This window comes from Xanthomonas sp. F4 (assembly GCF_011761895.1).
This window is the reverse complement of sequence record NZ_JAASQX010000001.1, coordinates 1142327-1155585: the sequence shown is the minus strand read 5'-3', so window position 1 is coordinate 1155585 and position 13259 is coordinate 1142327. Positions and strand designations below refer to the sequence as shown.

The following is a 13259-nucleotide window of genomic DNA, read 5'->3' as shown; positions in this document are numbered from 1 at the left end:
AGGTCAGCCCTTCAGCGAATCGACTTCGGCCACGTTGATCGTGTGGCGGGTACGGAACAGTGTCACCAGGATCGCGAGGCCGATGGCGGCTTCGGCCGCGGCCACGGTCAGGATGAAGAACACGAACAACTGGCCGGCGGCGTCGCCGAGCTCGCGCGAGAAGGCGACGAAGTTGATGTTGACCGACAGCAGCATCAGCTCGATCGACATCAGCAGCACGATGACGTTCTTGCGGTTGAGGAAGATGCCGGCCAGGGCGATGCAGAACAGCACCGCGCCGAGCGCTAGCAGATGGCCTAGGGAGATCATGGCTGGCCCTCCTGCGATGCCGGCGGAGTGTGGAGCGTGGGCTTCTCGGCGTCCATCTTGACGATGCGCAGGCGGTCGCTGGCCTTGACCCGCGACTGCTCGCCCGGGTTCTGGGTCTTGATGCCGGTGCGCTTGCGCAGGGTCAGCATCACCGCAGCGACGACCGCCACGGTCAGGATGATCGCGGCGAATTCGAACGGCAGCAGGAACTGGGTGAACAGGGTCTTGGCCAGCCAGGTGATGTTGGAAGTGTCGGCAGCCTGGGCCGCGGCGTTGTCGGCCGGGAACGGCGCCGCACTGCGCGCCTTCACGCCGATCAGGGTGACCATCTGCACCAGCATCGCCACCGCGACCACCAGGCCGACCGGCAGGTAGCGCACCCAGCCCTCGCGCATGCGGGCGGTGTCGATGTCCAGCATCATCACCACGAACAGGAACAGCACCATCACCGCGCCGACGTAGACCAGCACCAGGGTCACGCCGAGGAATTCGGCGCCCACCAGCAGCCACACGCAGGCGATGGAGAAGAACGTCAGGATCAGGCACAGCACCGCGTACACGGGGTTGCGCACGCTGATCACCGCGCCGGCGGCGACCGCGGCGATGGTGGCGAAGATCCAGAAAGCGATATTGACCCAATCCATTTCGGAACCTCAGCGGAAGGGAGCGTCGGCAGCACGGCGCTCGGCGATCTCGGCCTCGAGCCGGTCTCCGATCGCCAGCAACTGCGGCTTGGTGACGATGTTCTCGCCGCGCTTCTCGAAGTGGTACTCCAGCACCTGGGTCTCCACGATCGAATCCACCGGGCAGCTTTCCTCGCAGAAGCCGCAGTAGATGCACTTGAACAGGTCGATGTCGTAGCGGGTGGTGCGGCGGGTGCCGTCCTCGCGCTTGGTCGAGTCGATGGTGATCGCCAGCGCCGGGCACACCGCTTCGCACAGCTTGCAGGCGATGCAGCGCTCTTCGCCGTTGGGATAGCGGCGCAGCGCGTGCAGGCCACGGAAGCGCGGCGACTGCGGGAACTTCTCCATCGGGTACAGCACGGTGTACTTGGGACGGAACGTGTACTTCAAGGTCAGCCACAGGCCGCCGAGCAGCTCGAGCAGCAACAGGCTCTTGAAGTAATGGGTGACTTTATTCATCGCTTACACACCCCTGTGGATCACACCGTAGAACACCATCAATGCCGTCACCGCGATCCACACGATCGTCAACGGAATGAACACCTTCCAGCCCAGGCGCATGATCTGGTCGTAGCGGTAGCGCGGGAAGCTGGCGCGGAACCAGATGTAGGCGCTCATGAAGAACACCACCTTGGCGAACAGCCACGGCCAGCCGCCGGTCCAGATCCAGTTGACCCACGGCGACACGTCCGCGGTGACCCAGCCCTGGATCGGGCTCAGCCAGCCGCCCAGGAAGAAGATCGAGACCAGGAAGCTGACCAGGATCATGTTGGCGTATTCGGCCAGGAAGAACAGCGCGAACGCACCGCCCGAATACTCGACCATGTGGCCGGCGACGATTTCAGACTCGCCTTCGACCACGTCGAACGGCGCGCGGTTGGTCTCGGCCACGCCGGACACCCAGTACACGATGAACAGTGGGAACAGCGGGATCAGGAACCAGCTGAAGAACCCGGAGCTGCCGGCCTGCGCCTGCACGATCGTGCTCAGGTTCAGGCTGCCGGCGGCGATCATCACGCCGACCAGGGCGAAGCCCATCGCGATCTCGTAGCTGACCACCTGCGCCGCCGAGCGCATCGCGCCGAGGAAGGCGTACTTGGAGTTGGACGCCCAGCCGGCCAGGATGATGCCGTACACGCCCAGCGAGGTCATCGCCAGCAGGTACAGCAGGCCGGCGTTGGCGTTGGACAGCACCAGCTTGGCGTCGAACGGCACCACCGCCCAGGCGGCGAAGGCCGGCGCCAGGGTGATCAGCGGCGCGATCACGAACATCGCCTTGTGCGAGCTGCTCGGCTGGATGATCTCCTTGAACAGCAGCTTGAAGACGTCGGCGAAGGCCTGGAAGATGCCCATGCCCACGTACATCGGCCCGTGGCGCACGTGCATCCAGCCGATCAGCTTGCGCTCCCAGACCACGTAGAACGCCACCGAGATGATCACCGGCATGGCGATCAGCAGGATCTTCAGCACGATCCAAAGGACCACGCCGAAGGCGCCCAGGCCGAGGAACCACTGGTGCAGCGGGTCGACCACGTTCAACAGCATCTCGTTCATGCAGCCACCACCGTCACCCGACCGGCGCCCAGCGGCGCGGTCGCGCCGTGGCCCGTTTCGATCCAGGCCGCGCCCGGCGCGACCCGCTTGTCCGTCGCCAGCGGCAACGTGGCGCTACCCGCCGCGGTGCCGACCTTGACCATCTGTCCGTCGCTCAAGCCCAAGCGCGCCGCCTCGTCCGGATGCAGCGCGATGCCCGGCGCGCGGTTCAGCGGATGCTGCTGCAGCGCCTGCGCGCGGCGCACCACCGCATCGGTGCGGTAGATCGCCGGACTGGCGGCCAGTTCCAGGCCCTCGTCCTGGCGCGCCGGCTGCGCCGAGCTTGCCGCGGCAACCTCGCGCGGCTGCAGGCCATCGCGCAGCCCGGCCAGGTCGATGAACTCGAAGCCCTGCAGGCCCAGCTCGCCGCCGAGCGCGCGCAGCACGCGCCAGCCCTCGCGGGCCTCGCCCGGCAGCTTGCCGCCGGCGCGGGTGCGCTGGTCGCTGCCGTTGAGGTTGGTCAACGTCGCCTCGATTTCCGGCAGCGCGCCGATCGGCAGGATCACGTCGGCCACGTCACGGGTGGAGGCGCAGGCGAAGTGGCTGAACGCCACCACCTTGGCACCGGCCAGCGCGCTGCGCGCGGCCGCGGCGTCGGCGAAGTCCAGCCCCGGCTCCAGGCCGTACAGCACATAGGCGCTGCGCGGTTCGGCCAGCATCGCCGCGGCGTTGCGGCCGCGCGGTAGCACACCGTAGCGCGACAGGCCGAGCGCGTTGGCGCCCTGCGGGATGCGGCACAGCGCCGCGCCGGTGGCGGCGGCGAAGTCGCGCGCGGCCGCACGCAGCGCAGCGGCCTGCGGATGGTTCTCGACCAGCGCGCCGACGATCAGCACCGCACGGCCGGCACCCTGCACCGCTTCGCGCAGCGCGCCATCGGCCAACGCTTCGGCGAACTTCGACGGCGCCACGATCTGGCGGCCGGCCTGGTCGAAGGCCACATCGAAATCGACCGGATTGATCGAATACACCTTGGTCTGGCGCTGCATCCGCGCCTTGCGCAGGCGTGCATGCAGCAGCGGCAGTTCATGGCGCAGGTTGCTGCCCAGGATCACCACCACGTCGGCCTGCTCGATCTCCGCCAGCGGCAGCGCGAACGGCTCGACCAGCGCGGCATCGGAGAAGTCGCGGTTGTACACGCGGTGATCGAGGTTGCCGCTGTCCAGGCCCTCGGCCAGGCGCGCCAGCAGCGCGCCCTCCTCGTTGGAGGTGGACGGATGCGCGAGCACGCCCAGCGCGTCGCCACGGTTGGCCTTGAGGATCTCGCTCGCGGCGGAAAGCCCTTCGGCCCACGACACCTCGCGCCACTGCCCGTCGACCTTGCGCATCGGCCGCAGGGCGCGGTCCTCGGCGTACAGGCCCTGGTGCGAGTAGCGGTCGCGGTCGGACAGCCAGCACTCGTTGACCGCTTCGTTGTCGCGCGGCACGGTGCGCAGCACTTCGCCGCGGCGCACGTGCAGGAACAGGTTGGAGCCCATCGCGTCGTGGTAGCCCAGCGACTCGCGCGCCACCAGTTCCCAGGGGCGCGCACGGAACTGGAACACCTTGTTGGTCAGCGCGCCCACCGGGCACACGTCGACCACGTTGCCGGACAGCTCGGTGGTCAGCGGCTTGCCGTCGTAGGTGCCGATCTGCAGGTTCTCGCCGCGGTACATGCCGCCCAGCTCGTAGGTGCCGGCGATGTCAGCGGTGAAGCGCACGCAGCGCGTGCACTGGATGCAGCGGGTCATCTCGGTGGCGACCAGCGGCCCGATGTCCTCGTCCGGCACCACGCGCTTGCGCTCGTTGAAGCGGCTGACCGAGCGGCCATAGCCCAGCGAGACGTCCTGCAGCTCGCACTCGCCGCCCTGATCGCAGATCGGGCAATCCAGCGGATGGTTGATCAGCAGGAATTCCATGACGCTGCGCTGGTACTTCAGCGCCTTGTCGCTGCGGGTCTGCACCTTCATGCCGTCCATGACCGGCGTGGCGCAGGCCGGCGACGGCTTGGGCGACTTCTCGACGTCGACTAGGCACATGCGGCAGTTGGCCGCGATCGGCAGCTTCTCGTGGTAGCAGAAGCGCGGGATCGGGATGCCCGCCTTGTCGGCGGCCTGGATGATCATCGAGCCCTTCGGCACGACCAGCGACTGGCCGTCGATCTCGACGGTCACATGGCCTTCCGGCACGACCGCGGGGGTCGCGCCGGGATTGTTGGGTTGCGCGCTCATGCGGCGGCTGCCTCCACCTTCTTGCCGTCAACCATCGAATGACCGTTGACGATGTAGTACTCGAATTCGTCCCAGAACTGGCGCAGGAAGCCCTGGATCGGCCAGGCCGCCGCCTCGCCGAAGGCGCAGATGGTGTGGCCCTCGATCTGCCCGGCGACGGTGCGCAGCTGGTGCAGGTCTTCCATCGTGGCCTTGCCGGCGACGATGCGCTCCAGCACGCGGTGCATCCAGCCGGTGCCTTCGCGGCACGGGGTGCACTGGCCGCAGGACTCCTTGTGGAAGAACTGCGAGATGCGGCAGGCGAACTTCACGCAGCACACGCTGTCGTCCAGCACCACGATCGCGCCCGAGCCCAGCCCGGTGCCCAGCGCGCGCAACGTGTCGTAGTCCATCTGCAGGCCCGTGAGCTGCTCGGCCTTCAGCACCGGCATCGACACGCCGCCCGGGATCGCGCCCTTGAGGGTGCGGCCCGGCTTCAGCCCGCCGGCCATCTCCAGCAGTTCGTCGAAGGTGGTGCCCAGCGGCACCTCGAAGTTGCCGCCCTTCTGCACGCAGCCGGAGACCGAGAAGATCTTCGGGCCGCCGTTCTTGGTCTTGCTCAGCCCCAGGAACCATTCCGGGCCGTTGCGGATGATCGCCGGCACCGAGGCGTAGGTCTCGGTGTTGTTGATCGTCGACGGCTTGCCGTACAGGCCGAAGTTGGCCGGGAACGGCGGCTTGTAGCGCGGCTGGCCCTTCTTGCCTTCCAGCGACTCCATCAGCGCGGTCTCTTCACCGCAGATGTAGGCGCCGGCGCCCAGCGCGCCGTAGATGTCGATGTCGATGCCGCTGCCGAGGATGTCCTTGCCCAGCCAGCCATTGGCGTAGGCATCGGCCAGGGCCTGCTCGAAGTTCTCGAACGGCTCGTGGTGGAACTCGCCGCGCAGGTAGTTGTAGCCCACGGTGGAGCCAGTGGCGTAGCAGGCGATGGCCATGCCCTCCACCACCGAATGCGGGTTGTAGCGCAGGATGTCGCGGTCCTTGCAGGTGCCGGGCTCGGACTCGTCCGAGTTGCACAGGATGTACTTCTGCGGCGCGCCCTTGGGCATGAACGACCACTTCAGGCCGGTCGGGAAACCTGCGCCGCCACGGCCACGCAGGTTCGACTGCTTGACCATCTCGATCACCTGCTCCGGCGGGATCTTCTCTTCGAGGATCTTGCGCAGCGCAGCGTAGCCACCGGTCTTCAGGTAGCTTTCGTAGGACCACGGGGTGTCGTAGTGCAGCGTGGTGTACACCACCTGGTGCGGCTGCGGCGCGGGACCGACCGGACCGGTGGGAGCGTGGGGATGCTGTGCCATTGCCGTTACTCCAACCCGTCCAGCAATTCGTCGACCTTGTCCTTGGTCAGATGCTCGTGGTAGTGGCCGTTGATGACCATCATCGGCGCGCCTGCGCAACCGGCCAGGCATTCTTCCTCGCGCTTGAGGTAGACGCGGCCGTCGGCGGTGGACTGGCCCAGCTTGCAGCCGAGCTTCTTCTCGGCGTGCGCGACCAGGTCCTCGGCACCGTTGAGCCAGCAACTGATGTTGGTGCAGAACGCGACGTTGTTGCGGCCGACCTTCTCGGTCTCGAACATCGAGTAGAAGCTGGCGACCTCGTAGGCCCACACCGGCGGCAGTTCCAGGTACTTGGCCACGCCGGCGATCAACTCGTCGGTCAGCCAGCCCTGGTTCTGTTCCTGCGCCGCGTGCAAGCCCTGCAGCACCGCCGAGCGCTTGCGGTCCGGCGGGAACTTGGCCAGCCAGTGATCGATGTGCGCGCGCGTCTTGTCGCTCAGCACCACCATCGGATCGACGTCGCGCGCCGCTTCGAAATTACCTGTCGCCTTCATCGGTCGACCTCACCAAACACCAGATCATAGGTACCAATCATCGCCACCACGTCGGCCAGCATGTGGCCGCGCACGATCGCGTCCATCGACGACAGATGGGCGAAGCCCGGCGCGCGCAGATGCACGCGGAACGGCTTGTTGGCGCCGTCGGACATCAGGTAGCAGCCGAACTCGCCCTTCGGCGCTTCGACCGCGCAGTAGGTCTCGCCGGCCGGCACGCAGTAGCCTTCGCTGAACAGCTTGAAGTGGTGGATCAGCGCTTCCATGTCGTCCTTCATGTCGGCGCGCTTGGGCGGCGCCACCTTGAAGTTCTCGACCATGACCGGGCCCGGGTTGGCCTTCAGCCACTGCACGCACTGCTTGATGATGCGGTTGGACTCGCGCATCTCGGCCACGCGCACCAGGTAGCGGTCGTAGCAGTCGCCGTTGGTGCCGAGCGGGATGTCGAAATCGACGCTGTCGTACTTGGCGTAGGGCTGCTTCTTGCGCAGATCCCAGGCGATGCCCGAGCCACGCAGCATCACCCCGGTCATGCCCCAGCCATAGGCCTGCTCCGGCGTGACCACGCCGATGCCGACGGTGCGCTGCTTCCAGATGCGGTTGTCGGTGAGCAGGGTCTCGTACTCGTCGACGCGGCCCGGGAAGGTGTTGGTGAAGTCTTCCAGGAAGTCGAGCATCGAGCCTTCGCGCGCGGCATTGAGCCGCTTCAGCGCATTGCCCTTGTGCCAGCGCGACTCCTGGTACTTCGGCATGCGGTCCGGCAGGTCGCGGTAGACGCCGCCCGGACGGTAGTAGGTCGCGTGCATGCGCGCGCCCGACACCGCCTCGTACACGTCCATCAGCTCTTCGCGCTCGCGGAACGCGTACAGCATCACCGCCATCGCGCCCAGATCCAGGCCGTTGGAGCCGACCCACATCAGGTGGTTCAGGATGCGGGTGATCTCGTCGAACATGGTGCGGATGTACTGCGCACGCTCCGGCGCCTCGATCCCCATCAGGGTCTCGATCGCGCGCACATAGGCGTGCTCGTTGCACATCATCGACACGTAGTCCAGACGATCCATGTAGCCGATCGACTGGTTGAACGGCTTGGACTCGGCCAGCTTCTCGGTGCCACGGTGCAGCAGACCGATGTGCGGATCGGCGCGGACCACGGTCTCGCCATCCATCTCCAGGATCAGGCGCAGCACGCCGTGCGCGGCCGGATGCTGCGGGCCGAAGTTCATCGTGTAGTTGCGGATCTCCTGCTTGGCTTCTGCAGGATTGCTGGCGAACCCGTCGTGCGCCTGGTGGTACTCGCTCACTTGGCGGACTCCTTCTGTGCTTCGCCCGCCGCGGTCTGGTAGCGCGCATCGTCGCGGATCACGCGCGGCACGCCCACGCGCGGCTCCACCGAGGTCACCGGCTCGTAGATCACGCGCTGCTTCTCTTCGTCGTAGCGCACTTCGACGTTGCCGATCAGCGGGAAATCCTTGCGGAACGGATGACCGACGAAGCCGTAGTCGGTGAGGATGCGGCGCAGGTCCGGGTGACCGGAGAACACCACGCCGAACAGGTCGAACGCCTCGCGCTCGAACCAGTTCGCGCCCGGCCAGATGTCGGTGACCGAGGCCACCACCGGCAGGTCTTCGTTCGGCGCGTAGCAGCGCACGCGCAGGCGCTGGTTGTGGCGGTAGGAGATCAGCTGCGCCAGCACGGCGTAGCGCTGCTGCGGGACCGGCAACGGCTGCGCGCCGCCGGCGGCCTCGCCACTGGGAAACTCGCCCCAGGCGAAACGGCCCACGGCCTTGCCTTCGACGCCGCGGCTGAAGCCGTGCGAGGACACGTCCGAGGTATCCCACTCGTCGCTGCCGTAGCCCAGGTAGTCCACGCCGCACAGGTCGGACAGCTGTTCGAAACCGAACTCGTCGCGCAGCGCCAGGCAGGTGGCGTGCCAGGCGTTGGCCGGCACTTCCAGGGTGACTTCGCCGCGCGGAAGGGCCACGAAGACCTGGCTGCCGGGGAAACGGGCGCCGAGTCGGTCGCTAAAGGAAGATGCTTGCTCTGCCATGGGGGCTTGGCGTGCTCTCGAGGAAAGAGGAATCAGCGCGCGATGGTCTGGGTTCGCCAGATCTTCTTCTGCAACTGCAAGATGCCGTAGACCAGGGCCTCGGCGGTCGGCGGGCAACCGGGGACATAGACGTCCACCGGCACGATGCGGTCGCAACCGCGCACCACCGAATACGAGTAATGGTAGTAGCCGCCGCCGTTGGCGCAGCTGCCCATCGAGATGACCCACTTCGGGTCCGGCATCTGGTCGTAGACCTTGCGCAGCGCCGGGGCCATCTTGTTGACCAGGGTGCCGGCGACGATCATCACGTCGGACTGGCGCGGCGACGGGCGGAACACCACGCCGTAGCGGTCCAGGTCCAGGCGCGCGGCGCCGGCGTGCATCATCTCGACCGCGCAGCAGGCCAGGCCGAAGGTCATCGGCCACATCGAGCCGGTGCGCGCCCAGTTCAGCAGCGCGTCGACGCTGGTGGTGACATAGCCCTTTTCCAGCAGCGGGTTCTCGCCTTCGGGACGCAGGATGTCGTCCACCCGCCCTTCCGGGATCGGGTTGGTCATCAGGCGATCCAGGGTCTGAATCACTCCCATTCCAGCGCTCCCTTCTTCCACACGTAGACAAAACCGAGGAACAACATGCCGACGAACAGGCCCATGGTGACCAGGGAGCGAGCGCCCAGGTCCATGAACACCTGCGTCCACGGCACGATGAAGATGATTTCCAGATCGAAGACGATGAACTGGATGGCGATCAGGTAGTAGCGCACGTCGAACTTCATGCGCGCGTCCTCGAAGGCCTCGAAGCCGCACTCGTACGGCGAGAGCTTCTTCAGGTCGGGACGCCGGGGACCGAGGAAGCGCCCCACCAGCATCAGCGCGACGCCGATACCGGTGGCCACGATCAGAAACAGCAGGGTCGGCAAATATTCGGCCAGCACTCGCAATTCTCTCTTGCCTGTGCCCGCGCGCGTGCCGCGCAGGCATGGGATAGACGATTCTCCGGGCAGAGGCGTGACGCCCTTGCGCAGAAACCGTAGCCAAACAATGGTGCCCAAGAGGGGACTCGAACCCCTACGACCTAAGTCGCTACCACCTCAAGGTAGTGCGTCTACCAATTCCGCCACCTGGGCTTGCGTAAAACCTGCGCGGCAATCCCGCCGCGCAGCATATTGTAACCGTCTTCAGTCTTTCTGCGACGGGGCAGGCGACTTTTCTTGCGCTTTTTCCGGCGCCTGCTGGGCAGCCGGGGCGGCGGCGGGCGCCGCCGGAGCCGCAGCGGCGGCCGACGGCGCCTGCGGGACCGTCAGCTCGCCGGCCGGCGCGGCCGGGGCCGGGGAGGCGGACTGCGACATCACGCCCAGGTTGGCGTCGGCCGGACGCGCACTGTGGCCGGCGTACCAGGCCATGAACAGGCTGATGGCGAAGAACACCACCGCCAGCCACTTGGTCGACTTGGACAGGAAGTTGGACGCGCCGCGCGATCCGAACACCGTGCCGGACGCGCCGGCGCCGAACCCGGAACCCGCCGCCGCACCGGCGCCGCGCTGCATCAGGATCAGCGCGATCATCGCGATCGCCACCAGCACGTAGACCACATTGAGGATGACCATCAGCATTTCGAAATCCGTCCGGACAGTACGACTTGGGGGACGAACGGCCGCCACCGGCAGCCGTTCGCTCAACAGGCGGCCGCCGCTCGCACGATGGCCAGAAATTCCGCGGCGACCAGCGAGGCGCCGCCTACCAGCCCGCCATCGACATCCGGCTGTGCGAACAGCTCGGCCGCGTTGTCGGGCTTGACGCTGCCGCCATACAGGATCGGCAACGAATCGGCGATTCTAGCATCGCGGGCCGCCACTTCGCCACGGATGAACGCATGCACCGCCTGCGCCTGCGCCGGGCTGGCGGTGCGGCCGGTGCCGATCGCCCAGACCGGCTCGTAGGCCACCACGGCCCGGGCGAAGCCCTCGGCGCCGACCAGATCCAGCACCGGCGCCAGTTGCGCGGCGATGACCGCCTCGGTGCGCCCGGCCTCGCGCTGTTCCAGGGTCTCGCCCACGCACAGGATCGGGACCAGCCCGGCATGCAGGGCGGCGGCGAACTTGCGCGCGACCAGTTCGCTGCTCTCCTGATGGTACTGGCGCCGCTCGGAATGCCCGACCAGGCCGTAGTCGGCGCCCACGTCGACCAGCATCGCCGCCGACACCTCGCCGGTATAGGCGCCCTTCTCGTTGCTGCTGACGTCCTGCGCGCCGAAGCGCAGCAGCCGGTCCTCGAAATTCTCGATCAGGTCGCCCAGATACGGCAGCGGCGGCAAAATCACCACCTCCACCTCGTGCTCGGCCGCGTGCAGCCCGGCGACGATCTCCCGCACCAGGGCGGCGGCGAAGTGGCGGGTGCCATGCAATTTCCAGTTTCCGGCTACGATCTTGCGTCGCATCGGCGCATCTCCGGCGAAAAAGTGCCGAGAGGATAGCCGATGCGCCGCCAAGGGCCGGCATCGTCCCCGCCGCCCCGCCCTCCCCCGCCGCCTGCTCCATGCCAGAGACCGCCATGCCCCACCTCCCCGGCTATGCCCTGATCACCGGCGCCTCCAGCGGCATCGGCCGCGAGATCGCCCGCGAATACGCCCGCCGCGGCGTGCCGCTGATCCTGACCGCGCGCCGCGAGGCACAGTTGCAGGCGCTGGCCGCCGAACTGCGGCCGCAGGTGCCGGTGGAGGTACTGGTCGCCGACCTGGCCGATCCGGCCGCGCCGGCCGCACTGGTGGCCGAGATCGAACGGCGCGGGCTGGCGGTGCGGATCCTGGTCAACAACGCCGGCTACGGCGTGCCCGGCCGCTACATCGCCCAGGACTGGGCGGTGCACGCGGCGTTCCTGCAGGTGATGGTCGGCGCCGTGTGCGAACTGACCTGGCGGCTGCTGCCGGCGCTGCGCGCCAGCGGCCACGGCCGCATCCTCAATGTCGCCTCGTTCGCCGCCCTGGTCCCCGGCGCCGACGGCCACACCCTGTACGCGGCGGCGAAGAGCTTCATGCTGCGCTTCAGCGAATCGCTGGCCCTGGAGAACGCCGACCGCGGGGTCGGCGTCTGCGCGCTGTGCCCCGGCTTCACCTGGTCCGAGTTCCACGACGTCACCGGCAACCGCGAACAGATGAACGCGCTACCGCGCTGGATCTGGCTGCCGACCGCCGCGGTGGCCCGCGCCGGCATCGACGGCGCCGAACGCGGCAAGGTGCGGGTGGTCCCCGGCGCGGTCTACCGCGCCCTGCTCGGCCTGACCGCGCTACTGCCCAATGCCTTGCTGCTGCGGCTGATGGGCCGGGGCTCGGGACGGATCAGAAATGCTGGGATTGGGGATTAGGGATTGGGGATTCGTAAAAGCGGGGTTCTGCGCGGGGTGGTAGATCACGGTCACCCCGCCTTTTCCACTCTCGAATCCCCACTCCCGAATCCCCGCGGGGATGACAGATTGCGGGTGTGCCGCTTTTGCCAATCCCCAATCCCGACTCCCGAATCCCCGCCTCACTTCAGCTTGATTTCGCGCAACCGCTCTTCCAGATAGCCCTGCGCGGTGATCGGCTCGGGATAGCGGCTGGGGTTGTCGGTGCTGACGCAGGACGGCAGCACGTCGATCACGAAGTCCGGGTTCGGGTGCAGGAAGAACGGCACCGAGTAGCGCGGCTGGCGTGCCTGCTCGCCCGGCGGGTTGACCACGCGGTGGGTGGTCGAGGGATACACGTGGTTGGTCAGGCGCTGCAGCATGTCGCCGATGTTGACCACGATGGTGTCGGCGTCGGAGGTGAACGGCACCCACTCGCCCTGCTTGGACTTCACTTCCAGGCCGGCGGCGCTGGCGCCGACCAGCAGGGTGATCAGGTTGATGTCCTCATGGGCGCCGGCGCGCACGTTGGGGATGTCGTCGGCGGTGATCGGCGGGTAGTGGATCGGGCGCAGGATCGAGTTGCCCGAATCGGTCTTGTCGACGAAGTAGTGCTCGGGCAGGCCGATGTGCAGGGCCAGCGCCGACAGCACGCGCGCGCCGAGCTGGTCCAGCGCCTGGTACAGGCCGTAGCCGTGGGTGCGGAAACCGGGCACCTCGCTCGGCCACAGGTTCGGCGGCATCACCGCGCGGTACGGGGAGTCGTCGGCGATCTCGCGGCCGATGTGCCAGAACTCCTTCAGGTCGAAATGTTTGGAGTCCTTGGCGGTCTCCACGCCGAAGGCGGTGTAGCCGCGCGCGCCGCCGCTGCCGGGCAGGTGGTATTTGCGCTTGGTCTCTTCGGGCAGGGCGAAGAACGCCTTGAACACGTCGTAGGCCGCGTCGATCTGCGCCTGGGCGATACCGTGGTTGCGGATGCCGGCGAAGCCCCACTCGCGGTAGGCCGCGCCCAGTTCGGCGACGAAGGCGTCGCGGTCGCGCGCACTGGAAGGATCGCTGAAGCGGGTGATGTCGAGGGTGGGAATGCGCGCAGTCATGGCAGGAACCGTCGTCTCATAAGAAGGGGACAAACGCCGCGCTCAGCGCAGCAGGCGATACAGCAGGTAG

General features: G+C 67.4%; 15 protein-coding genes and 1 tRNA gene. 1 reads left to right on the top strand and 15 read right to left on the bottom strand.

The features are described from left to right. Nucleotides 1–3: 3 nt before the first annotated feature. From nuoK to tpiA, 14 genes are all read right to left on the bottom strand, one after another. Nucleotides 4–309 (bottom strand): NADH-quinone oxidoreductase subunit NuoK, encoded by a 306-nt coding sequence (nuoK, locus tag FHR66_RS05195; RefSeq protein WP_017908131.1) that lies wholly within the window; start codon nt 307–309, stop codon nt 4–6. Continuing rightward, nucleotides 306–953 (bottom strand): NADH-quinone oxidoreductase subunit J, encoded by a 648-nt coding sequence (locus tag FHR66_RS05190; protein WP_160969870.1) that lies wholly within the window; start codon nt 951–953, stop codon nt 306–308. The genes nuoK and FHR66_RS05190 overlap by 4 nt, the downstream gene beginning before the upstream one ends. Nucleotides 954–962: 9 nt before the next feature. Next, nucleotides 963–1451, bottom strand: coding sequence for an NADH-quinone oxidoreductase subunit NuoI (nuoI, locus tag FHR66_RS05185; RefSeq protein ID WP_010343013.1), 489 nt, complete (start codon nt 1449–1451; stop codon nt 963–965). Between the two features lie 3 nt (nt 1452–1454). Beyond that, nucleotides 1455–2546 carry an NADH-quinone oxidoreductase subunit NuoH gene (gene nuoH / locus FHR66_RS05180; protein ID WP_160969872.1) on the bottom strand — a complete coding sequence of 364 codons (1092 nt, stop codon included), beginning with the start codon at nt 2544–2546 and terminating at the stop codon, nt 1455–1457. Then, complete coding sequence (gene nuoG / locus FHR66_RS05175; RefSeq protein WP_160969874.1) at nt 2543–4792, bottom strand: NADH-quinone oxidoreductase subunit NuoG; 2250 nt, start codon at nt 4790–4792, stop codon at nt 2543–2545. The genes nuoH and nuoG overlap by 4 nt, the downstream gene beginning before the upstream one ends. Further along, nucleotides 4789–6132 (bottom strand): NADH-quinone oxidoreductase subunit NuoF, encoded by a 1344-nt coding sequence (gene nuoF, locus FHR66_RS05170; RefSeq protein WP_160969876.1) that lies wholly within the window; start codon nt 6130–6132, stop codon nt 4789–4791. Before nuoF ends, nuoG begins: the two co-directional genes overlap by 4 nt. Nucleotides 6133–6137: 5 nt before the next feature. Beyond that, a complete protein-coding gene (gene nuoE / locus FHR66_RS05165) occupies nt 6138–6665 on the bottom strand; it encodes an NADH-quinone oxidoreductase subunit NuoE (RefSeq protein ID WP_048489486.1) in 528 nt (175 codons plus the stop codon). Beyond that, on the bottom strand, nt 6662–7969 hold the full coding sequence (locus tag FHR66_RS05160; protein ID WP_160969878.1) for an NADH-quinone oxidoreductase subunit D: 1308 nt from the start codon (nt 7967–7969) through the stop codon (nt 6662–6664). Before FHR66_RS05160 ends, nuoE begins: the two co-directional genes overlap by 4 nt. Further along, nucleotides 7966–8715 carry an NADH-quinone oxidoreductase subunit C gene (locus tag FHR66_RS05155; RefSeq protein WP_160969880.1) on the bottom strand — a complete coding sequence of 250 codons (750 nt, stop codon included), beginning with the start codon at nt 8713–8715 and terminating at the stop codon, nt 7966–7968. Before FHR66_RS05155 ends, FHR66_RS05160 begins: the two co-directional genes overlap by 4 nt. 32 nt (nt 8716–8747) lie before the next feature. Next, complete coding sequence (locus tag FHR66_RS05150) at nt 8748–9302, bottom strand: NuoB/complex I 20 kDa subunit family protein (RefSeq protein ID WP_010343006.1); 555 nt, start codon at nt 9300–9302, stop codon at nt 8748–8750. Further along, nucleotides 9293–9649 carry an NADH-quinone oxidoreductase subunit A gene (locus FHR66_RS05145; protein ID WP_010343005.1) on the bottom strand — a complete coding sequence of 119 codons (357 nt, stop codon included), beginning with the start codon at nt 9647–9649 and terminating at the stop codon, nt 9293–9295. Before FHR66_RS05145 ends, FHR66_RS05150 begins: the two co-directional genes overlap by 10 nt. A gap of 107 nt (nt 9650–9756) precedes the next feature. Continuing rightward, nucleotides 9757–9841 (bottom strand) — tRNA-Leu (locus tag FHR66_RS05140). 51 nt (nt 9842–9892) lie between these two features. Beyond that, nucleotides 9893–10327 carry a preprotein translocase subunit SecG gene (gene secG, locus FHR66_RS05135; RefSeq protein WP_160969882.1) on the bottom strand — a complete coding sequence of 145 codons (435 nt, stop codon included), beginning with the start codon at nt 10325–10327 and terminating at the stop codon, nt 9893–9895. Nucleotides 10328–10389: 62 nt separating this feature from the next. Further along, nucleotides 10390–11151, bottom strand: coding sequence for a triose-phosphate isomerase (tpiA, locus tag FHR66_RS05130; RefSeq protein ID WP_167087550.1), 762 nt, complete (start codon nt 11149–11151; stop codon nt 10390–10392). A 113-nt stretch (nt 11152–11264) separates the two neighbouring features. Between tpiA and FHR66_RS05125 the strand changes: the two genes are divergently transcribed. Further along, nucleotides 11265–12074: an SDR family NAD(P)-dependent oxidoreductase gene (locus FHR66_RS05125; RefSeq protein ID WP_160970536.1), complete on the top strand. Its 810-nt coding sequence runs from the start codon at nt 11265–11267 to the stop codon at nt 12072–12074. A gap of 161 nt (nt 12075–12235) precedes the next feature. On the opposite strand, the gene FHR66_RS05120 is transcribed toward FHR66_RS05125, so the two are convergent. Continuing rightward, entirely contained in the window at nt 12236–13189 is a 954-nt protein-coding gene (locus FHR66_RS05120; RefSeq protein WP_160970538.1) for an isopenicillin N synthase family dioxygenase, read from the bottom strand. Nucleotides 13190–13259 lie beyond the last annotated feature (70 nt).